This is a genomic window from Mycobacterium sp. TY815, assembly GCF_030755135.1.
Taxonomy (GTDB): Bacteria; Actinomycetota; Actinomycetes; order Mycobacteriales; family Mycobacteriaceae; genus Mycobacterium.
Window position 1 is genome coordinate 481631 of sequence record NZ_JAUFRX010000001.1, and the last position, 19963, is coordinate 501593.

The following is a 19963-nucleotide window of genomic DNA, read 5'->3' on the forward strand; positions in this document are numbered from 1 at the left end:
TTGGACTCGGGGTCTTGCCTCCCGCAGCCGGCTTAGCCCGGGTTGCCGTTTTGCCCACCGTTGTTGATGCCGGTTCCGGTGCCGCCGGCGCCGCCGGTGCCGCCGGTGCCGTTGGGTTGTCCGCCGGTGCCGGTGCCTCCGGTTCCGCCGTGGCCGCCATTGCCGCCGATGCCGCCGGTCTGTCCTGGTGGTTGGGTGCCGCCGTCGCCGCCATCTCCGCCGTTGCCGCCCTTACCGCCGCCGGCGCCGGGACCTGCGCCGCTGGCGGTGCCGGCGTCGCCTCCGGTGCCGCCTTGACCGCCGGCGCCGCCGCTGCCGCCAGGCCCGTAGTTGCCGCCAAAATTCCCGGCGCCTCCATGACCGCCGTTGCCGCCGTCACCGGCCGTTCCGCCGGCCCCGGCTGCTCCGCCTGCCACCCCGGCCGCGCCCTGGCCACCGCCACCGCCGGCGCCGCCCTTTCCGCCATGACCCCCGGCGTTTGCGCCGTCGGATCCGGAGACGCCGCCCTGGCCGCCCTGACCCCCGGCCGCCCCGAAGCCACCGGCGCCGCCGGCGGCGGCTGTTCCGGCACCAGCGCCTGCTTGGCCACCGGCTCCGCCGGTGCCACCGATCCCGCCCTGGCCGCCGTCGCCGCCATTGCGTCCGCTGAAGTCGGCTTGGGGGCCGGGCGCCCCGTTGCCGCCGGAACCGGCCGCCCCGCCGCCCCCACCGGTTCCACCGGCGCCGTTGGTGCTGCCGACTCCTGCGGCGCCACCGCTGCCGCCGGTACCGCCGGCACCGCCGTCACCGCCGGAACCACCGTCGAAGCCTCCGCTGAAGAACGACCAATTCGAGGAGTCCGCGCCCGAACCGCCGGTGCCGCCCGTGCCGCCGTTGCCGCCGGCCCCGCCGCCGGCTCCTTGGCCGATGGCGCCGGTTGCCCCGCCGTTGCCGCCGGCCCCGCCCGCTCCGGCTTTGCCGCCTGCGCCGCCACCGGTACCGGTGTCGGCGGTGCCGGAGCCGCCATTGCCGCCGTTGCCGCCCTGTCCGCCGGCACCCCCGGTGCCGTTGACCCCGGTCGCGCCACCGGCGCTGCCGCCGCCGCCGCCGGCTCCACCCCGCCCCCCGGCACCTCCGGCGTGCCCGGTGGCCGCCGCTGCGTTCGCGCCGGTACCGCCCTGGCCGCCCTGGCCGCCCTGGCCGCCCTGGCCCACGCCACCGGCGGCGCCGACACCGCTGCCCGCCGCGCCGCCGTTTCCGCCGCTACCCGCGGCACCTCCGTCGCCGCCGCTGCCTGCGCCCATTCCGCCGTCGGCACCACCGTGGCCGCCGTTACCGCCCCTACCCCCGGCACCCCCGGCGCCGCCGCTGCCGTTGACGCCCCCGGCGCCAGCGCTGCCGCCGGCGCCGCCGTTGCCGCCCTTGCCGCCGGCGCTGCCGCTACCGCCATCGCCTCCGACCAGCGTGGCGGTGCCGGCCACCCCGGCCTGGCCGCTCATGCCGTTGCCGCCCTTACCGCCGGCCCCGCCAGCGCCGCCGATCCCGGCGTCGCCCACCGTGGCGCCGGAGCCACCGGCACCGGCGTCACCGCCGACGCCCCCGGAGCCACCGTCACCGCCGGCGATGCCCGCAGTGCTGCTGATGCGACCGTCAGCGCCCGCACCCCCGGCCCCACCATTGCCGCCGGCGCCACCGGCGCCCTCGCTGCCCGCAGATCCTGCGCCGTCGCCGGCCGCGCCACCGGCCCCACCAGCCCCACCGGCCGCGCCGCTGCCGCCATTGCCGGCACCGGCACCGCCGTCGACACCCCCTTGACCGCCACTGCCGCCGGCGCCACCTTGCCCGCCGGCACCGCCCTTGCCGTTGACACCACCGGCGGCCGCGCTGCCACCGCTGCCGCCCTGGCCGCCGTTGCCACCAGCAGTGCCGTTGCCGCCGTTGCCGGCCACCGACGTCGAGGTGCCCGGGATGCCGGTGCCGCCGGCCAGACCGGCCCCGCCTTTACCGCCCGTCCCGCCGGTGCCGCCAGTGCCCGCATGCCCATCGATTCCGCCAGTACCCCCGGTGCCAGCCGCGCCGCCGAGACCCGCCGCACCGCCATTGCCTCCGCGGCCTCCGGTACCGGTCACGGCGGCATCGCCACCGACACCACCCACGCCGCCGTCACCGCCGACACCACCGCTGCCATTGACCCCGCCAGCCCCACCAGCGTCACCACCAAGACCACCGTTGCCGCCGGCTCCGCCCTGACCACCAGGATTGCCCGGACTGCCGAGAACGCCGCCACTACCGACAGAGTCGCCCACGGCACCAGCTCCGCCAGTACCACCGGCACCGCCCTTGCCCGCCGCTGCCTGCGACGCCCGCGCCGCCTGCGCCGCTGCCCGCCCCGCCTCCAGTGCCGCCCTGACCGCCACCGCCGCCGGCACCGCCGGTGCCGCCTCCGGTGCCGGCGTCAGCCTTGCCGAGGGCCCCGGTGCCGCCGACGCCGCCTTGTCCGCCGTTTCCGCCTGCTCCGTTGGTGCCGCCTATGCCGCCGGAGTTGCCGCCGGTGCCGCCCGCGCCGCCGCGTCCGCCCTGTCCGGCCGCATCGCCGTTGCCCGGTGTTCCGTTGCCGCCCGCGCCACCGGTGCCACCGCTACCGCCGGTGCCACCATTGCCGGCGGCGCCACCAGCGCCGACCGCGCCCACCGCACCACCGTCACCGCCGCGTCCGCCGGTACCGCCGGTGGCCCCGGTGCCGACCGAGCCCAACACGTTGTTGACCCCGTTGGAGCCGGCACCGCCCGCGCCGCCTAGGCCGCCCTTACCCCCGCTGCCACTGACCCCGCCAGGCCCACCGGCGTTGCCGCCCTGACCGCCGTGCCCGGCGTTACCACCAGCGCCTCCCTCGTTTCCGGACGAGCTGAGGGCGGCGGCTCCGTCACCACCGTTGCCGCCTGCGCCGCCCTGACCGCCGGCGCCTACCGCGCCCGCTGTTCCAGGTCCGCTGCCGGCCGCTCCGCCGACCCCGCCGGCGCCACCGCCACCGCCGGCGCCGCCGGTACCGGCGCCGAGTCCGAGGTCGGGGCCGCCTGTGCCGCCGTTGCCGCCGTTGCCGCCCTGGCCCCCGGTTCCGCCGGCGCCGTTGGTGCCGGTGGTCCCACCGGCGGCACCGCCTTGGCCTCCGGTCCCGCCACCGCCGCCCTGGCCGCCGACCCCGCCGGTGGCGCCGGCGGAACTGCCGGCGCTGCCGTTGAGCCCGGCACCGCCCGTGCCGCCAGTTCCGCCCTGGCCACCGTCGCCGGCTTTGCCCGCGATACCGGAGCCGGCGCCTGCGGCGCCGCCGGTTCCGCCCTGGCCGCCGTTACCTCCCAGACCGCCGGTGAACCCCTTGGCGCCGTTGCCGCCGATGCCGCCTTGGCCGCCGGTACCGCCGTCACCGTTTGCGCCGTTGACCCCGCCCGATGCACCCCCGCTACCGCCGGCACCACCGCGTCCGCCGACGCCGCCGGACTGACCGGAGCCCGTCACGGCGTCGCCGCCGGCACCGCCGGTGCCGCCGGAGCCACCGGTTCCACCGCTGCCGGCAATCCCGCCGGTGCCGATCACGCCTGCCGCGCCACCAGCGCCGGCCGCACCGCCGGCACCGCCGGTTCCGCCGGGGCCGACGACACCGCCGACCACGTTGAAGTCGGTGGCGCCGGCACCGCCGAGGCCACCCCGGCCACCGGTGCCGCCGTTGCCGCTGGTCCCGCCGGCACCGCCGGCATCACCACCCTGACCTCCGGCACCACCTGTCCCGCCGGCACCGCCGTCTGTGCTGCTACTGCTGATTCCGCCGGTACCCGGACCGCCGCCACTCGAACCGCCGCCACCCGGACCGCCGCCATTCGAACCGCCACCACCCGAACCGCCGCCGCTCGAACCGCCGCCACCCGTCCCGCCGCCACCCGTCCCGCCGCCGCCGCCTGTGCTGCCACTGCTGATTCCGGCGGCACCCGAACCGCCGGCCCCGCCCGTGCCGCCCTGACCGCCGCCGCCCACACTGCCCGCTGCACCCGGACCGCTGCCGGCGGCGCCGCCGGTGCCGCCCTTGCCGCCAGCCCCGGCGTCGCCACCTCTTCCGGCGCCAAGCCCGAGTTCGGGGATGCCCTGACCGCCGTCGCCGCCGTCGCCGCCGGTGCCGCCGCGGCCGCCCGTTCCGCCGCTGCCGTTGACGCCGCTGGCATCCCCAGCACTGCCACCGACACCGCCACGCCCGCCGGGTCCGCCGCTCAAACCGGTCCCACCGGTGGCCCCGCCGCTTTTGCCGGCGCTGCCGGCGTCGCCGGCACCGCCCACACCACCGGTTCCGCCCTGGCCACCGGTGCCCGCATGCCCGGCAAGCCCGCCGCTGCCCAGCAACCCACCGGTTCCGCCGGCCCCGCCAACCCCGGAGCTACCGCCGGCACCTCCCTCGCCGCCGGTGCCCCCGGCAAATCCGTAGCCGACACCGCTAGCACCGGCACCGCCCGTGCCGCCGGCCCCACCGGCCCCACCGACGCCGCCGACACCACCGGACCCCAGTAAGCCACCCGCACCGAACAATCCGGCGTTGGCGCCGCCCGCCCCACCGCTACCACCGTTACCGCCGGCGCCACCGATATCGCCATTAGCGCCCGCAGTCTGCCCGTCAACACCCGCCAGACCCGCACCGCCGGCGCCGCCGGCCCCGCCAGCGCCTCCGGAAAAGCCCACTACCGACCGATTGTCACCCCCAGCACCGCCGTTGCCACCCAGCCCGCCGACCACCCCAGAACCCCCGGCACCGCCCGTGCCGCCCGCACCACCGTTACCGGCCAGCCAACCCCCAGCCCCTCCCGCACCACCATTACCCCCAGCCCCAGCCCCAGCCCCAGCCCCAGCGCCAGCCTCCGCCCCGGCGCCCCCAGCACCACCCACACCACCAGAGCCCCACAACAGCGCCGACCCGCCAGCACCCCCGGCGAACCCAGCAGCCCCGACACCACCACTGCCGCCATTGCCGAACAACCAGCCGCCGTTGCCGCCCGCTCCGCCGATCGCACCGGCCCCGCCGGCCCCACCAACCCCGCCGTTGCCGATCAACCCGGCAGCCCCGCCCGCGCCACCGGCCTGACCGGCCGCCCCAGACCCACCGTTACCACCGTTGCCCCACAAAAACCCCCGGCCCCGCCAGCCTGCCCGGAACCCGCGGCGCCATTGGCACCGTCACCGATCAGCGGCCGCCCGAGTAGAGCGTTGGTCGGTGCGTTGAGCACGCCCAGCACGCTCTGCTCGATGGCCTGCAACGGTGACGCGGCCGCAACCTCTGCCATCGCGTAGGAACCCGCACTGCCTGCCAGGGTCTGTGTCAGCTGCTCATGAAAGGCCAGAGCCTGCGCAGCGACCTGGCCGTAGTCCACCGCATGCGCAGAGAACAGCGCCGCAATCGCCGTCGACACCTCATCGGCCGCCGCACTGATGACACCGGCGGTCGGCCCCGCCGCGACCACCTGAGCACGCGCCAGCGCAGCGCCGATGCTCTCGACATCAGCAGCCGCCGAACTGACCAGATCCGGTGAAACAAACACGAAAGACATTCGAACCCCACAGCGAGAGAAGTGGACGAGAGGCAAAACACTCGAAGAATTCGACCAGAGCTTAAACCCAAAATTCCGATGCATTCGTGCGGTTTCTCGTAATCAGAGAAAAGTCCACCACGAGGAGCCTGCCGGGGGGCGACCTAAAGCCGAAAAGCACTGTGCAATAACAATGTTGGATTCATCTTGGACAGCGAGTGATCCGACCCGCCAGCGCGGAGTATCACAAATCAACTTCGCTACACGCTTGCCGGGATTTGTCTAAAAAGTCAACCATAGCGAAATCGGTTATTCATCGATATGTGCAAAGTGCATACAATTCGGCCGGCAGTGAAGGCACTATGAACATTCGCGCGGGTCGTACCCGCACCGACGCGAGCCGGGATCGACACTGCCCGCAGGCCGTTGGAGCCGGCGAAGCAGGATCACGGTGCACCGGCGACGCCATGGACCGCGAGGATGAAGCCCGCGCGGCGGACGAGGCGGGAGCGGTCACACCGGCAGAGTCGTCAGTTCGGGTCGCAGCAGTCGAAAAGAGAACATGGCTGGCGAAAGGGCTCGCAGGCGTATCCGCCGCCGTGTTGCTTCGCCCGATAGAGGGCTTGGTCCGCACGTTGCAGAGCGTCGCTGCCCAGTTGCCCAGGAGCGATCACGCTGACCCCGATGGTGACACTTCCAGGGGAGTGGGTCCGTACCCGCTCAACCAGCGTCTGGGCTAGCTCCTGAGCCTTCTCGGCGGAGGTATGCGGTAGTAGTGCGGCGAACTCATCCCCGCCAATGCGGGCAAATACATCAGACAGGCGCAGTTGGCGGCTGATGATCTGGGCCACGCTCTTGATGTAGCTGTCTCCCGCGGCATGGCCGTACTGGTCGTTGATTCGCTTGAGGCCGTCGAGGTCGATCATGAACACCGCCGCCTCGTCCTCATGGCCATCTCGACTGAGCAGCGCTCCGTAGCGGGCCAGTTCCTCAGTGAATCGCGCGCGATTGAGAACCCCGGTCAGGGGATCGCGCGTTGCCTGCTGCCTGAGCAGTTCTTCGTCGCGTTTGCGTGCGGAGATGTCCTCAACGAGGGCGATGAAGTGCAGAGGCTGACCATCCGCGTCACGCACCATCGAACCCGAGAGATGGATCCAGATGAGGTGTCCATCCTTGGCGTAATAGCGCTTGTCCAGTTGATAACTGCTGATCTCACCGTGCAGGAGCCTGGTGGCTTCATGGAGGTCAGAGTTCAGATCATCGGGAAACGTGATGTCTTGAAACGTCAGCTGGGTCAGTTCCCGCTCGTCGTATCCGGTGATCCGGCACAGCTGCTGGTTGACCCACCGGAAGCTGCCGTCGAGGCCGACAACGGCAATACCAATGGGAGCGCTATCGAACACGGCCTTGAAGATGGCGTCGGTATCGCCCTGACGGGTTCGAGTCTCCGAAACCGCGGTCATGTCGCGAATGAGGGCATGCAGCCTCACTTTCGGGCCGGAACGGACCGCGGTGACGAACACTTCTACCGGTAGTTTGCTGCCGTCTTTTGCGTGCGCGACGTGCGCAACGACGTTGCCGACAACCGGTGTCTGATCGGTGTGCGCATAGTCCAGCAGTTCCTGCAACGCCCAATCGCTGTGCTCGCCATCGCAGACTCCCACGACCTCGGTCAGATGCCGGCCCACCGCCTCCTCTGGCGTCCAGCCCAACATCGCGACCGCGGCGCGATTCCACTCCAGCACCCGCCCGTTCGAATCCAGGCCGACACAGGCCTCCACCATCTGGCGCGGCAGGTGATCTGCCCTGCGCCCATTGTCGGCGTCAGACAAAGCGGCGATGGCAGGTTGGTTATTCAGAACCGGCGAATCCATGCACTCCCTCCTGCGGCCGTCGGACTGCGAGATGGAGGATCCGGTGGGGTCTTCGCCACGGTCCTGTGAGTGAGTATGGCGCGCGAACAGCAGATCTGGCGCTGAACGAGACAAACGAAGCTTTTCGGCAAGTCCGAGGTCGCGTCGTCGTTGCGCCTCACACCTTTGCCGGCCCGCATCGTCGGCCGACTGCGACGATGGTCGTGCTCCGCAACGGGCCTTTGGCGGCCCGCATCGTCGCCCGACTAGGGTGACGGCCGTGACCGATGCGCCGGAGTTGCTCAAGGGACCGCTGGAAGACCGTCATCGCGAGCTCGGTGCGAGTTTCGCCGAGTTCGGTGGCTGGCTGATGCCGGTGTCGTACGCCGGAACCGTCGGCGAGCACAACGCCACCCGCAACGCCGTCGGTCTGTTCGATGTGAGCCACCTGGGCAAGGCGCTGGTCCGAGGCCCGGGTGCGGCGCAGTTCGTGAACTCCGCACTCACCAACGACTTGCGCCGCATCGGCCCGGGCAAGGCGCAGTACACGTTGTGCTGCAACGAATCCGGGGGTGTCATCGACGACCTGATCGCCTACTACGTCGACGACGACGAGATCTTCCTGGTGCCCAATGCCGCCAACACCGCCGCGGTGGTGGCGGCGCTGCAGGCCGCGGCACCGGCCGACCTCGCCATCACCGACCTGCACCGCGACTATGCGGTGCTCGCCGTGCAGGGGCCCCGGTCCACTGAGGTCCTTGCCGCGCTCGGGCTGCCGACCGAAATGGACTACATGGGCTACGCGGATGCGACCTATTCGAATGTGCCGGTGCGGGTTTGCCGCACGGGTTACACCGGCGAGCACGGCTACGAGCTGCTGCCGCCGTGGGATTCGGCGGGGGTCGTGTTCGACGCGCTGGTAGCGGCGGTCGCTGACGCCGGGGGTCAACCTGCGGGTCTGGGTGCGCGCGACACCCTGCGCACCGAGATGGGCTACCCGCTGCACGGACATGAACTGTCGCTGGACATCTCGCCGCTGCAGGCTCGCTGCGGCTGGGCGATCGGCTGGAAGAAGGACGCGTTCTTCGGCCGTGACGCGTTGCTCGCCGAGAAGGAAGCCGGGCCGCGCAGGCTGCTGCGCGGTCTGCGTACCACCGGCCGCGGGGTGTTGCGGCCGGGACTGACGGTGCTCGACGGCGACAAGCCCGTGGGCACCACCACGTCCGGCACTTTCTCGCCGACGCTGCAGCTGGGGATCGCGCTGGCGCTGATCGACTCCGACGCTGGAGTGCAGGACGGCCAGCAAATCACCGTCGATGTCCGGGGCCGCGCGGTCGAGTGTGAAGTGGTACGTCCGCCGTTCGTCGAGCTGAAAACGCGGTAGGCCGCCGATGCGCGTGGCAAAAACCCGTTCGCGCACGGTTATAGAATCACCCTCTCAGTGTCAAAGTGAGGTTGCCGCGTATCGCGGTGGTTGGATCCTGATCACCTGGTGTCTGGCTCATAGAATCGGTGCCACCTTCGGGTTGGCGTGCATGCGTTTTGTCGGCATCAGGTGTGAAGGACCGGCCGGCGTGACTTGATAGGAGCGTGGCATCGCCCCCACTGAGATGTGTCCGCCGACCGGTCCAACCGTCACCTCACAGTGAATGGAGGCAACCACCATGGTTGTTGTTGGAGCCGATGTACACAAGCGCACGCATACGTTCGTCGCTGTTGACGAGGTGGGGCGCAAACTCGCCGAGAAGGTGGTTCGGGCCACTACTGCAGGCCACCGCCAGGCGATCCGGTGGGCGCGCGTGCAGTTCGGTGTGGAGCTGGTGTGGGCGATCGAGGATTGCCGGCACTTGTCTGCGCGGTTGGAGCGCGACTTGCTCTCGGCCGATCAGAAGGTGGCGCGGGTACCGCCGAAGTTGATGGCGCTGACGCGCAAGTCCGCGCGCACCAGGGGCAAGTCCGATCCGATTGATGCACTGGCGGTGGCGCGGGCTTTCCTGCGTGAACCGGATCTTCCAGTGGCCTCCCACGACGCGAGGTCCCGAGAACTCAAGTTGTTAGTGGATCGCCGGGAAGACCTTGTTGCTCAACGGACTTCGACAATCAACCGGTTATTGTGGCGGGTTCACGAACTCGATCCTGATCGGGCTCCGAAACCGGCGTCGCTGGATCTGGCCAAGCACCGCAAGTTGCTGGGTGACTGGCTTGGCGCCCAAACCGGCCTAGTCGCCGAGTTGGCCCGCGATGAGCTCACCGACATCACCCGGCTCACCGAGGCGATCAATGCATTGGCCAAACGGATCGGAGAACGCGTCCGCGCCATCGCACCGGCACTACTGGCCATGCCGGGTTGCGGCGAGCTCACCGCGGCCAAGATCGTGGGTGAGACCGGCGGGGTTACCCGCTTCAAGAGCGAGGCCGCGTTCGCCCGCCACAGCGGTGTCGCACCGATCCCGGTGTGGTCGGGCAACACCGCCGGCCGGGTCCGCATGACACGGTCGGGCAACCGCCAACTCAACGCCGCATTGCACCGCATCGCCATCACCCAAATCCGCCTCGTCGGTGTTGGCCAGACCTACTACCGCAAACGCTTAGCCAACGGTGATTCCAAAACCGAAGCGCTGCGCTGCCTCAAACGCCGGCTCGCCCGAGTGGTCTTCAATCACCTGCACACCGATCAACAAACCCGTCAAAAGCCTTGCCAACCGGCAGCGGCTTGACATAGGAGAAACCCATGACCAGCGGCCCCCTCGAGTTCACGGTTTCGCGCGCGGCAAATCCCGCCACCGAGGCCGAGCGGGTAGCGATCCTCGCAGACCCCGGCTTCGGCAAATTCCACACCGACCACATGGTCTCGATCGACTATGTCGAGGGACGGGGATGGCACAACGCCCGCGTCCTCGGATACGGCCCGATTGAGCTGGATCCGTCAGCCATCGTGCTGCACTACGCGCAGGAGGTTTTCGAAGGCCTGAAGGCGTACCGGTGGGCCGACGGTTCCGTCGTCGCGTTCCGGGCCGACGCCAACGCCGCCCGAATGCGTGCGTCGGCGCGCCGGCTCGCGATGCCGGAGCTGCCCGACGAGCTGTTCCTCGAGTCGTTGCGCCAGCTGATCGCCGTCGACAACCAGTGGGTGCCCAAGGCCGGCGGCGAAGAGGCGCTCTACCTACGGCCCTTCATGATCGCCACCGAGCCCGGCCTGGGCGTGCGGCCGGCGAAGGAATACCGGTACCTGTTGATCGGATCACCGGCCGGCGCGTACTTCAAGGGTGGCATCAGTCCCGTTACCGTCTGGGTGTCGACCGAGTACGTGCGCGCCAGCCCGGGCGGCACCGGTGCGGCCAAGTTCGGCGGGAACTACGCCGCGTCGCTGCTGGCCCAGGCGCAAGCCGCCGAGCACGGCTGCGATCAGGTGGTGTGGCTGGACGGCGTGGAACGGCGCTATGTCGAAGAGATGGGCGGGATGAACCTGTTCTTCGTGCTCGGCAGCGGCGGCTCCGCACGGTTGGTCACTCCCGAGTTGTCCGGTTCGCTGCTGCCCGGGATCACCCGAGACTCGTTGTTGCAGTTGGCGCTTGATGCCGGCTTCACCGTCGAAGAGCGCAAGATCGATATCGAGGAGTGGGAGAAGGAGGCGGCCTCCGGCGAGATCACCGAGGTATTCGCCTGCGGCACCGCGGCTGTTATCACCCCGGTCTCGCGGGTGAAGTACGGCGACGGCGAGTTCACCATCGCCGATGGCGAATCCGGCGAGGTCACGATGGCGTTGCGGGACACCTTGACGGGGATCCAGCGCGGCACGTTCGCCGACACCCACGGCTGGATGTCGCGACTGGGCTAGTCGGCCTCGCTCGGCGCCGTGAACGGCACGCTCGGCGCCGTGACGGCGCCGTTAGAAGCGCACCAGCCCGGCCAGCGTCACCGCGCACACCGTCGTCGTCAGCTCGATCGCGGCCCCCAGCACGTCGCCGGTGATGCCGCCGAACCGGCGCACGCAGTGCCTGACCAGAACCGCCCCGCAACACACGGCAACGACCACCGCTACCGGCCCCTGCCACGGCCGCGGACCTGCCACCACCGAGCCGGCAAGCAACGCGACCAGCCACGCCACCACCACCCACCCCGGTTGGCTTCCCGCGACCTGAACGCCCAGTGTGCTGCCCTCGGCCGCCGGAACCGACCGGTGACCGGCGAGTACCGCGCTCACCCGGCCGGCGCACACCGCCAGAACGATCGCCGGTGCACTCAGCGCCGTGAAGGCGGCACTTTGCAGGGCGATCACCAGGACGACGGCCGCGACCCCGAACGGTCCGGACGTGCCGTCGCGCATCACCGACAAGGCCCGCTGCGGGGGTCCGTAGCAGCCCAGCCCGTCCGTCGTGTCCGCCACGCCGTCGATGTGCAGACCGCGGGTGGCAAGCAGCAACGACGCCACGGCGAGTAACCCCGGCAGTGTGCTGGAATGCCCGAACGCTGCCGCGGCGCCCCACGCCACCGCCGCGGCCAGCGCGCCGAGTGCGGCGCCCACCACCGGCAGTGCCGTCAGTGCGCCGCGACCCATCGGGCCGGTTGCCGAACCCGGGACTGGCAGCACCGTGCCGAACGCGAAAGCGGTTGCCAGCGAACGGATCACGCGGGGTCCGGCGGAGTGATCGCGCCCGACACTCCGGCCTCGGTGAACGTCGACATCGCGGACAAGGTGGCCACTGCCGCCCGGAGCACCGGCAACGCCACCGCAGCACCGGTGCCCTCGCCCAGGCGCATCCGCAGGTCGACGATGGGCTCCAATTCGAGAGCCGCCAACGCCAGCGTGTGGCCGGGCTCGGTGGAGCGGTGACCGGCCTGCCACCACTGCCGGGCGCCCGGTGCCAACCGTTCGGCGACCAGCGCCGCGGCCGTCACCGCCATGCCGTCGAGCAGCACCGGGGTGCGCCGGATCGCCGCCTGCGCGCAGAAGCCGGCCATCGCCGCGAAGTCCGCGCCACCGCAGCAGCGCAGTAGGGCCACCGGGTCGTCGGCGATCGACCTGGCCCGGAAGAGGGCATCGCGGACCGCTGCCGTTTTGCGCGACCAGGCGGCATCGTCGATCCCGGACCCGAAACCGATCACCGCCACCGGTTCGGTGTTCGTCAGTGCCGCCACCAGAACCGCGGCCGGGGTGGTGTTGCCGATGCCCATGTCGCCGGCGATGAGCAGATCGGCGCCGGCGTCCACCTCGTCGTCGGCGATCTGTTGACCCGCCACGATGGCCCGCGCCGTCTCTTCGTCGGACAGCGCGTCTTCGACGGCGATGTCGCCGCTGCCGCGACGGATCTTGTCGCTGAACTTGTCCGACTCGCCGATCAGATGCTCGTCGACGTCGACGGCCAGGTCGACGACCCGCACCGTCACGCCGGCGATGTCGGCCAGCGCGTTGATCGCCGCTCCGCCGGCGGCGATGTTCGCGACCATCTGCGCGGTCACCTCGGCCGGGTAAGCCGACACGCCGGACCGGGTGACGCCGTGGTCGCCGGCGAAGACCACCACCCGCGCACGGTCGAATTGCCTTGGCGGGCATTGGGATTGGCACGCAGCGACCCAGACCGACAGGTCTTCCAGTCGGCCCAGCGCGCCCCGCGGCTTGGTGAGAGTGTCCTGCCGGGCACGGGCGGCGGTCGCGGCGTCGGCGTCGGGCGGCGACACCGGTGCGAACCCGATCATGTCGGCGTCTTGATCGTCAGCGGCTGTCCGGCGACCACCAGCACCACCCGGTCGCACAGCGCTGCGACCCGTTGGTTGAGACTGCCCAACTCATCGGCGAAGCGCCGTCCCGATGCGCTAGCGGGCACGACGGTCAGCCCTACCTCCGGACTGACCAGCACCAGCGTCGACTCGAAGGCGCCGACCGCGCGCAGTAGTTGCTCGACCGGTTCGTCCACCGAGCCGCCGTCCCACCCCTGGTGGTCGTCCAGGGTGCCGGTGAGCCAGGTGCCCAGATCGTCGACCAGGGTCGGAACCGCGGGCGGCTGCTGCAGAACGCGGGTGACGTCGCCGGTTTCCTCTGTCGTCCAGTGTCCGGGGCGGCGGGCGCGATGCTTGGCGATGCGCGCCAGCCAGTCCGGGTCGACCCGGACCGACGCGCCGGCGGCCAGATAGCGGACCGGCTGATCCGGGGCCAGCGCGTTCGCGATCGCGTCTTCCGCCCACCGGGACTTGCCCGACCTGATGCCGCCGAGTACCAGCGTGCGCACGTCAGGTCAGCTGGTCATTCGACATGGGCACCGCGTTCGACCTGCGGCCTGGGAGCGCGCATCCGACGCATCTGCGAGGCGCGACCCGCGGCGTAAATGCCCAATTTCCAATGACTTTCGGTGTTCTTGGGGAACTTCGCGTCTACCAGCCTGCCCACCTTGCGGCTCAGGATGATCCCGTCGATCGTCATCAGTGCCATCAACAACAGCATGATCGGGGACATGTAGTACTGCAGCTGTGGCAACGCGAACATGAACGCCAGCAGTGCCAGGGCCGACGGCATGAACAAGCCGAGCACATTGCGCCGCGCGTCCACCACATCGCGGACATAGCGCCGCACCGGCCCCTGGTCGCGCGGCAGCAGGTAGCCCTCCTCGCCGGCCATCATCCGATCCCGGCGCTCGGACATCTTGGCCCGGCTGGCCAGGCGATCGGCACGGCGCTCTTCGCGGCTGAGCTTCGGTCCGGACATGGACTTGCGGCGGGCCCGCGCCTCGGACGCCGTCATCGGCGCCGGCGCCACCGGGCCCTTCCTGCCCCGAGCCTGGTTGCGCTTGGGTGTGGGACGACCTTTGGGGCCGGTTCGCGCCCCGCGAGCCACCGTCTCCGCTGTCACAGAACCCTGCTCCGGCGCGGCCGAAGCGTCGTCGTCCTCGTCATGATCCTTGTTGCGGCCCAGCAGCTTCACAGTCGTCAGGTTACTTCGCCGATGTGAGCCTGCTTAATTGCGGCTGTATTGCGTACGGTGAACTGCGTGTACACCTACGCTGGCCTGTGATGAACGGGGCGCAGGCGGGGGGTGGGAATGCCGGTGGCTTCGGGCCCGGCAGGCTACAGCTGCCCGCGATGCGGGTGCTGGTCGCTCCGGACTGCTATGGCGACAGCCTGTCCGCGGTAGAGGCCGCCGCCGCGATCGCCACGGGCTGGACCCGTTCCCGCCCCGGTGACTCCTTCATCGTCGCGCCGCAATCCGACGGCGGCCCCGGGTTCGTCGAGGTGTTGGCCAGCCGGATCGGCGGGTTACGACGGCTGCGCGTGTCCGGGCCGCTGGACGCCGAGGTCAACGCCCGCTGGGTGTTCGACGAGCGGTCCCGCACGGCCTATCTGGAATGCGCCCAGGCCTGCGGTCTGGCCTTGCTGGACGGGCCGCCGACGCCGGAGACCGCGCTGGCCGCCCACAGCAGGGGAGTGGGCCAGCTCATCGCCGCAGCGCTCAAGGCGGGCGCGGTGCGGATCGTGGTCGGGTTGGGCGGCAGCGCCTGTACCGACGGGGGCCAGGGGATGGTCGACGAGCTGGGCGGCCTGGACACCGCCCGCCAATGGTTGTCCGGTATCGACGTGATTGCCGCCTCAGACGTGGAATATCCGCTGCTGGGTCCGTGGGGCGCGGCCCGGGTGTTCGCGCCGCAGAAGGGTGCCGACGCCGCGACGGTCGCCAAGCTGGAAAGCCGGCTGGAGGCATGGGCCCTGGTGCTGGACACCGTCGCGGGCCGGGACGTGAGCGCGGAGCCGGGCGCGGGTGCCGCCGGCGGGCTCGGCGCCGGGCTGCTCGCGCTGGGCGGCCGGTGTGAATCGGGCGCGGCGATCTTCGCCGAACTGACCAATTTCGCCGACGACCTCGACGATGCGGACATGATCGTCACCGGTGAGGGCCATTTCGACGAGCAGTCGCTGCACGGAAAGGTGGTCGGCGAGATCGCGGCCGCCGCCCGTCCCCTCGGCATCCCGGTGATCGTGCTGGCCGGTCAGGTGTCGGTGGACAAGTCGACCACCCGCGTATCGGGCATCATGTCCGCGCTGGCCATGAGCGAATACGCCGGTTCGGTGCGGCTGGCGCTGGCTGACGCCGCCAATCAGCTGATGGGGCTGGCCTCGGAGACGGCCGCGCGACTCGGGAATAGCGGCCCGCCGGGGTACCGTTGACGTAGTGGGTTCTCGTGAGCAGGCCCCAGACTCATACCTGGCTTAAAGCTGGATAGGCCCCACCCGACGATGAGCATGTAGGAGAAGCAATGACGGTGCAGAACGAGCCGACCGCCGCGACCCACGGCGTGATCCTGACCGAGGCCGCTGCTGCGAAGGCGAAGTCCCTGCTGGACCAGGAGGGATGTGACGACCTGGCGCTGCGCATCGCGGTGCAGCCGGGCGGATGCGCCGGCCTGAGGTACAACCTGTTCTTCGACGACCGCACCCTCGACGGCGACCTGACCGTGGAATTCGGCGGCGTGACGCTGACGGTGGACCGGATGAGCGCCCCGTACGTCGAAGGCGCATCGATCGACTTCGTCGACACCATCGAGAAGCAGGGCTTCACGATCGACAACCCCAACGCCACCGGTTCGTGCGCGTGTGGGGACTCGTTCAACTAATACTGACCGGCGGTGCGCAGCACATAGGAACACACCAGGATCTGTCCACGCTGGAATAACAGCTGGGCGATGCCCTGGACCGGCCCGCGTGACGGTCCGCCGGCGGCGGGCGTCACCTGCATGCTGAACAGCACCTGAGCCTGGTACTGCGACAGGTAGACGATCTTGTCGATCGCCGTCACCTCGACCTCGGAGAACTGCTTCCGGAACGCATCGCTGCTGAGTTTGGCCAGAGCCTGGTCGGAGCGCTTGTCCTTGACGGCTTCGTACAGGCCGCACAGCGTGTTGCGTTCGATCGCGTCGATGTCCTTGTGCGCCAGAGCGTTGAGATAGCTCTGGATCGCGGTCTTGGCCGAGGCTTCCGACACCGCACTGCCGGTGTTGGCGCCGTTGGTGCGCACCCCGTACACGATCGCGGTAGTCAGTCCGGCCACCAGCGCGACCGCCAGCAACAACCCGATGAGCAGCCGTTTGGGCCGTCGCTTCTGATACGGCGGCGGACCGGCATAACCGGCCGGGGGACCCCCTGCATTGCCGGGCCCGAACTGCGGTTCGTTGTGCGGAAATTCCACGGTGCCGGACGGGTTTGGTCCGGTCTCGGGATATGGCTGCGGCTGTTGCGCTCCGTCGGCACCCACAGCGGGGTTCGGTGGGTGCGGACCGGCCATCGTTGTTCTCCTACGCTGGGGGACGAGGCGACAAGCGGGTTGCCGTCCGAATGTCCAGCCGCGGCAACCGAGTGAGTCTCTAGGCAGGCTAGCGCAAGGGCTGCGGGCCGCCTCGGACGTCGGCAGCGTTCGTCGCCGCATGACGTTCGTGAGAGGCTAGACGACTGACTAACGAAGGGTGGATTTTTCGTGACCATCGCGGTGACCGGTTCGATTGCGACAGACCATTTGATGCGCTTCCCCGGCAAGTTTTCCGAGCAGCTGCTGCCCGAGCACCTGCACAAGGTGTCGCTGAGCTTCCTGGTCGACGACCTGGTGGTGCACCGCGGCGGAGTGGCCGGCAACATGGCGTTCGCCATCGGTGTGCTCGGTGGTGACGTCGCGCTGATCGGCGCCGCCGGTGGCGACTTCGCCGACTACCGGGACTGGCTGAAGTCCCACGGCGTCAACTGCGACCACGTCCTGCTCTCGGAGACCGCGCACACGGCGCGCTTCACCTGCACCACCGACGTCGACATGGCTCAGATCGCGTCGTTCTACCCCGGCGCCATGTCCGAGGCGCGTGACATCAAGCTGGCCGACGTGGTTTCGGCGATCGGTACGCCGGAGCTGGTGATCGTCGGGGCTAACGACCCCGAGGCGATGTTCCTGCACACCGAGGAGTGCCGCAAACTCGGGCTGGCCTTCGCCGCCGACCCCTCCCAGCAGCTGGCCCGCCTGTCGGGTGAGGAGATCAAGCAGCTCATCGATGGCGCCGCCATCCTGTTCACCAATGACTACGAATGGGACCTGCTGCTGTCCAAGACCGGCTGGACGGAGGCCGACGTGATGGCCCAGGTGGATCTGCGGGTTACCACACTCGGCGCTGACGGTGTCGACATCCTCGAGCGTGACGGCGCCAAGGTGCACGTCGGCGTGGTGCCGGAAACCAGCCAGACCGACCCCACCGGCGTCGGCGACGCATTCCGCGCCGGCTTCCTGACCGGACGCAGCGCGGGCCTGAGCCTGGAGCGCTCGGCTCAGCTCGGGTCGCTGGTCGCGGTGCTGGTGCTGGAGTCCACCGGGACCCAGAACTGGGAGTGGGACCGTGCGAGCGCGACCGCCCGGCTGGCCGGCGCCTACGGTGACGACGCGGCGGCCGAGATCTCCGCGGTGCTCGCCTGAGCCCGGGGGCTTGGGCGCGGCCTTACAGCTCGACGGGATAGACAGGCTCGCTGATCTGCGGCACCACGCTGTGCTCGATGAAGATCGCGTGCCACAGCATGAAGATCAGCATCGTCCACAGCCGGCGGCTGTGATCGCTGCTGCCCACCCGGTGTTCGTCGAGCATCCGGCGGACCGCGGCCAGGTCCACCAGGTGGCCGGCCTGCGACGTGTCGACCATCTCGTAGGCCCACTCCAGCAGCTCGCCGGCGCGCAGCCAATGCCTGATCGGAACCGGGAACCCGAGTTTGGGCCGGTTGAGCACATGTGCGGGCACGATGGGCGCCAGCGCGCGCCGCAGCGCGTACTTGGTGGTGGTGCGGGTGATCTTGGCCTGGTACGGCAGTCGCGAGGCCACAGCGAACACCTCGGGGTCCAGGAACGGCACCCGCAGCTCCAATGAGTTCGCCATGGTCATCTTGTCGGCCTTGACCAGGATGTCGCCGCGCAGCCAGGTGAACAGGTCGATGTGCTGCATCCGCGCGACCGGGTCCCAACCCGCCGACTCGGCATACACCGGGGCCGTGACGTCGGTGTGGGTCCAGTCCTCCCGGAAGCGGGGCAGCACATCGCGTAGCTGCGCGTCGGAGAAACTGCGGGCATTGCCGTAGTAGCGCTCTTCGAGCGTCAGCGATCCCCGGTGCAGCAGGCTCTTGCCGCGCATTCCTTCCGGCAGCGGCTTGGACACCCTGCCCATCGACCGTCGCAGCGGCCGGGGCAGGTAGTCGAAGGGTTTGAGCGAGAGCGGCTCCCGGTAGATCGTGTAGCCGCCGAACAGTTCGTCGGCGCCTTCACCCGACAGCACCACTTTGACGTGCTTGCGCGCCTCGCGGGCGACGAAGAACAACGGCACCAGCGCGGGGTCGGCGACCGGCTCGTCGAGGTACCACACGATCTCGGGCAGCGCGCCCACGAACTCCTCGGCACTGACCACCTTGGCGATGTGCCGCGCTCCGATTGCCTCGGCCGATGCCACCGCGACGTCGAGCTCAGAGAAGCCCTCACGCTCGAATCCGGTGGTGAAGGTGATGAGCCGGGGGTTGTGCCGGATCGCGAGCGCCGCGATGGCCGTGGAGTCGATGCCGCCGGACAGAAACGACCCGACGGTGACATCGGCACGCATGTGCTTGGCCACCGAATCCTCGAGAACCGCGGTGATCTCGTCGTAGCGGGCCTGTTCGGTGCCCGAGGTGATCGGGACCGCGGTGAACCGTGGCACGAAGTAGCGGGTGACCACCGGGGCCGAACCCGGACGGATCCGGGCGTAACAGCCCGATTCGAGCCGACGTACGCCACGGTGCAGGGTTTCGGGTTCGGGCACGTACTGCAGGACGGTGTAGTGCTGCACCGCGCGTTCGTCGATCCCGGAGCCCCCGGCGTCGAAGCCGACCAGGTCGGCCAGGTCGAGCAGGCACTTCTTTTCGCTTGCCACCGCTGTGCCCCCGGCGCCGGTCGCCATGAACAGCGGCTTGATGCCGAACGGATCGCGGGCGCAGAACAACTCCCGGGTGACGGTGTCCCACAGGGCGAACGCGAACATCCCGCGCAACCGGTTAAGCACGGCGGTGCCCCAGTGATGGAAACCGGCGACAATGGCCTCCCCGTCGCCGTCGGTGGCGAAGACCACGCCGTGCTGCGTGCGCAATTCCTCGCGCAACTCCAGGTAGTTGTAGATCTCGCCGTTGAACACCAGGACGTAGCGCTCGGGGGACTCCGGTGGTCCCCAGCGCAGCGGCTGGTGCGAATGGGCGATGTCGATGATGGACAGCCGGTTGAACCCGAACACCACCGAACCGTCCGCGTCAGGGTCGGCCCAGGTGCCCGGTTCGTCGGGTCCACGATGGCGCATCAGGTGCGATGCGCGGGCGATCGCACCATCAGCCTCGGCGGCATGAGCTGCGGCAGCATCGGCTCCGGCGGGGCCGTCCTGACCCGGGGGAGCAGCGACGAAGGCCAACAATCCACACACGGCGCCCCAGTATGCCGCAGTCCCCGGCACCTTGTCGGGTCGCCGTGCGTGCCGCGCCCGGCGGGTCGTGGTGACCAGGCAGTCGCCCGGGGGAGCGGCGTGGTCTACGCTGCGTAGTATTCGACATCCGAGT

Annotated in this window: 14 protein-coding genes and 1 pseudogene; 6 read left to right on the forward strand and 9 right to left on the reverse strand. The window is 70.2% G+C overall.

Annotated elements, in window-relative coordinates:
* Positions 1-32: 32 nt before the first annotated feature.
* The 3 genes and pseudogenes from QXK92_RS34020 to QXK92_RS02005 all read right to left on the reverse strand — a co-directional run bounded on the left by QXK92_RS34020 (position 33) and on the right by QXK92_RS02005 (position 7414).
* Positions 33-2285 carry a hypothetical protein gene (locus QXK92_RS34020; RefSeq protein ID WP_371934482.1) on the reverse strand — a complete coding sequence of 751 codons (2253 nt, stop codon included), beginning with the start codon at positions 2283-2285 and terminating at the stop codon, positions 33-35.
* Positions 2266-5561 (reverse strand): annotated as a pseudogene (locus tag QXK92_RS34025) (PE family protein). The gene QXK92_RS34020 and the pseudogene QXK92_RS34025 overlap by 20 nt, the downstream one beginning before the upstream one ends.
* Before the next feature lie 509 nt (positions 5562-6070).
* Positions 6071-7414, reverse strand: a complete 1344-nt coding sequence (locus QXK92_RS02005; protein WP_306240001.1) for a PAS domain S-box protein — start codon at positions 7412-7414, stop codon at positions 6071-6073.
* Positions 7415-7673: 259 nt separating this feature from the next.
* Here QXK92_RS02005 and gcvT point away from each other — a divergent pair, with 259 nt between their 5' ends.
* The 3 genes from gcvT to QXK92_RS02020 all read left to right on the forward strand — a co-directional run bounded on the left by gcvT (position 7674) and on the right by QXK92_RS02020 (position 11231).
* Entirely contained in the window at positions 7674-8777 is a 1104-nt protein-coding gene (gene gcvT / locus QXK92_RS02010; protein WP_306240002.1) for a glycine cleavage system aminomethyltransferase GcvT, read from the forward strand.
* 280 nt (positions 8778-9057) lie between these two features.
* The gene (locus QXK92_RS02015) at positions 9058-10110 is read left to right on the forward strand and encodes an IS110 family transposase (RefSeq protein WP_306240003.1); all 1053 of its coding nucleotides are present in this window, start codon (positions 9058-9060) and stop codon (positions 10108-10110) included.
* Between the two features lie 14 nt (positions 10111-10124).
* Positions 10125-11231, forward strand: a complete 1107-nt coding sequence (locus tag QXK92_RS02020) for a branched-chain amino acid aminotransferase (RefSeq protein ID WP_306240004.1) — start codon at positions 10125-10127, stop codon at positions 11229-11231.
* Between the two features lie 51 nt (positions 11232-11282).
* Here the strand turns inward: QXK92_RS02020 and QXK92_RS02025 are convergent, their stop codons facing one another.
* Genes QXK92_RS02025 through QXK92_RS02040 form a run of 4 tightly spaced genes read right to left on the reverse strand, consistent with a single transcriptional unit; the run spans position 11283 to position 14309 of the window.
* Complete coding sequence (locus tag QXK92_RS02025) at positions 11283-12023, reverse strand: adenosylcobinamide-GDP ribazoletransferase (protein ID WP_306240005.1); 741 nt, start codon at positions 12021-12023, stop codon at positions 11283-11285.
* Entirely contained in the window at positions 12020-13090 is a 1071-nt protein-coding gene (cobT, locus tag QXK92_RS02030; protein WP_306240006.1) for a nicotinate-nucleotide--dimethylbenzimidazole phosphoribosyltransferase, read from the reverse strand. The genes QXK92_RS02025 and cobT overlap by 4 nt, the downstream gene beginning before the upstream one ends.
* Positions 13087-13620: a bifunctional adenosylcobinamide kinase/adenosylcobinamide-phosphate guanylyltransferase gene (locus QXK92_RS02035; protein ID WP_306240007.1), complete on the reverse strand. Its 534-nt coding sequence runs from the start codon at positions 13618-13620 to the stop codon at positions 13087-13089. Before QXK92_RS02035 ends, cobT begins: the two co-directional genes overlap by 4 nt.
* A 14-nt stretch (positions 13621-13634) precedes the next feature.
* On the reverse strand, positions 13635-14309 hold the full coding sequence (locus QXK92_RS02040; protein ID WP_306240008.1) for a DUF3043 domain-containing protein: 675 nt from the start codon (positions 14307-14309) through the stop codon (positions 13635-13637).
* A gap of 158 nt (positions 14310-14467) precedes the next feature.
* Here QXK92_RS02040 and QXK92_RS02045 point away from each other — a divergent pair, with 158 nt between their 5' ends.
* Positions 14468-15544 carry a glycerate kinase gene (locus tag QXK92_RS02045; RefSeq protein ID WP_306244114.1) on the forward strand — a complete coding sequence of 359 codons (1077 nt, stop codon included), beginning with the start codon at positions 14468-14470 and terminating at the stop codon, positions 15542-15544.
* 89 nt (positions 15545-15633) lie between these two features.
* Positions 15634-15990: an iron-sulfur cluster assembly accessory protein gene (locus QXK92_RS02050; RefSeq protein ID WP_306240009.1), complete on the forward strand. Its 357-nt coding sequence runs from the start codon at positions 15634-15636 to the stop codon at positions 15988-15990.
* Here the strand turns inward: QXK92_RS02050 and QXK92_RS02055 are convergent.
* The gene (locus tag QXK92_RS02055; RefSeq protein WP_306240010.1) at positions 15987-16658 is read right to left on the reverse strand and encodes a hypothetical protein; all 672 of its coding nucleotides are present in this window, start codon (positions 16656-16658) and stop codon (positions 15987-15989) included. The two genes, QXK92_RS02050 and QXK92_RS02055, sit on opposite strands and share 4 nt — an antisense overlap.
* 189 nt (positions 16659-16847) lie before the next feature.
* Here QXK92_RS02055 and QXK92_RS02060 point away from each other — a divergent pair, with 189 nt between their 5' ends.
* Positions 16848-17822, forward strand: coding sequence for a carbohydrate kinase family protein (locus tag QXK92_RS02060; protein ID WP_306240012.1), 975 nt, complete (start codon positions 16848-16850; stop codon positions 17820-17822).
* 22 nt (positions 17823-17844) lie between these two features.
* On the opposite strand, the gene asnB is transcribed toward QXK92_RS02060, so the two are convergent.
* Positions 17845-19830 (reverse strand): asparagine synthase (glutamine-hydrolyzing), encoded by a 1986-nt coding sequence (gene asnB / locus QXK92_RS02065; protein WP_306240013.1) that lies wholly within the window; start codon positions 19828-19830, stop codon positions 17845-17847.
* Positions 19831-19963 lie beyond the last annotated feature (133 nt).

What these genes read in the sequence shown, in the direction of transcription:
- cobT (WP_306240006.1), bottom strand. Translation starts at nt 13,090, where the DNA reads ATGATCGGGTTCGCACCGGTGTCGCCGCCCGACGCCGACGCCGCGACC.
- QXK92_RS02050 (WP_306240009.1), top strand. Translation starts at nt 15,634, where the DNA reads ATGACGGTGCAGAACGAGCCGACCGCCGCGACCCACGGCGTGATCCTG.
- QXK92_RS02045 (WP_306244114.1), top strand. Translation starts at nt 14,468, where the DNA reads ATGCGGGTGCTGGTCGCTCCGGACTGCTATGGCGACAGCCTGTCCGCG.
- QXK92_RS02020 (WP_306240004.1), top strand. Translation starts at nt 10,125, where the DNA reads ATGACCAGCGGCCCCCTCGAGTTCACGGTTTCGCGCGCGGCAAATCCC.
- QXK92_RS02015 (WP_306240003.1), top strand. Translation starts at nt 9,058, where the DNA reads ATGGTTGTTGTTGGAGCCGATGTACACAAGCGCACGCATACGTTCGTC.
- QXK92_RS02055 (WP_306240010.1), bottom strand. Translation starts at nt 16,658, where the DNA reads ATGGCCGGTCCGCACCCACCGAACCCCGCTGTGGGTGCCGACGGAGCG.
- QXK92_RS02005 (WP_306240001.1), bottom strand. Translation starts at nt 7,414, where the DNA reads ATGGATTCGCCGGTTCTGAATAACCAACCTGCCATCGCCGCTTTGTCT.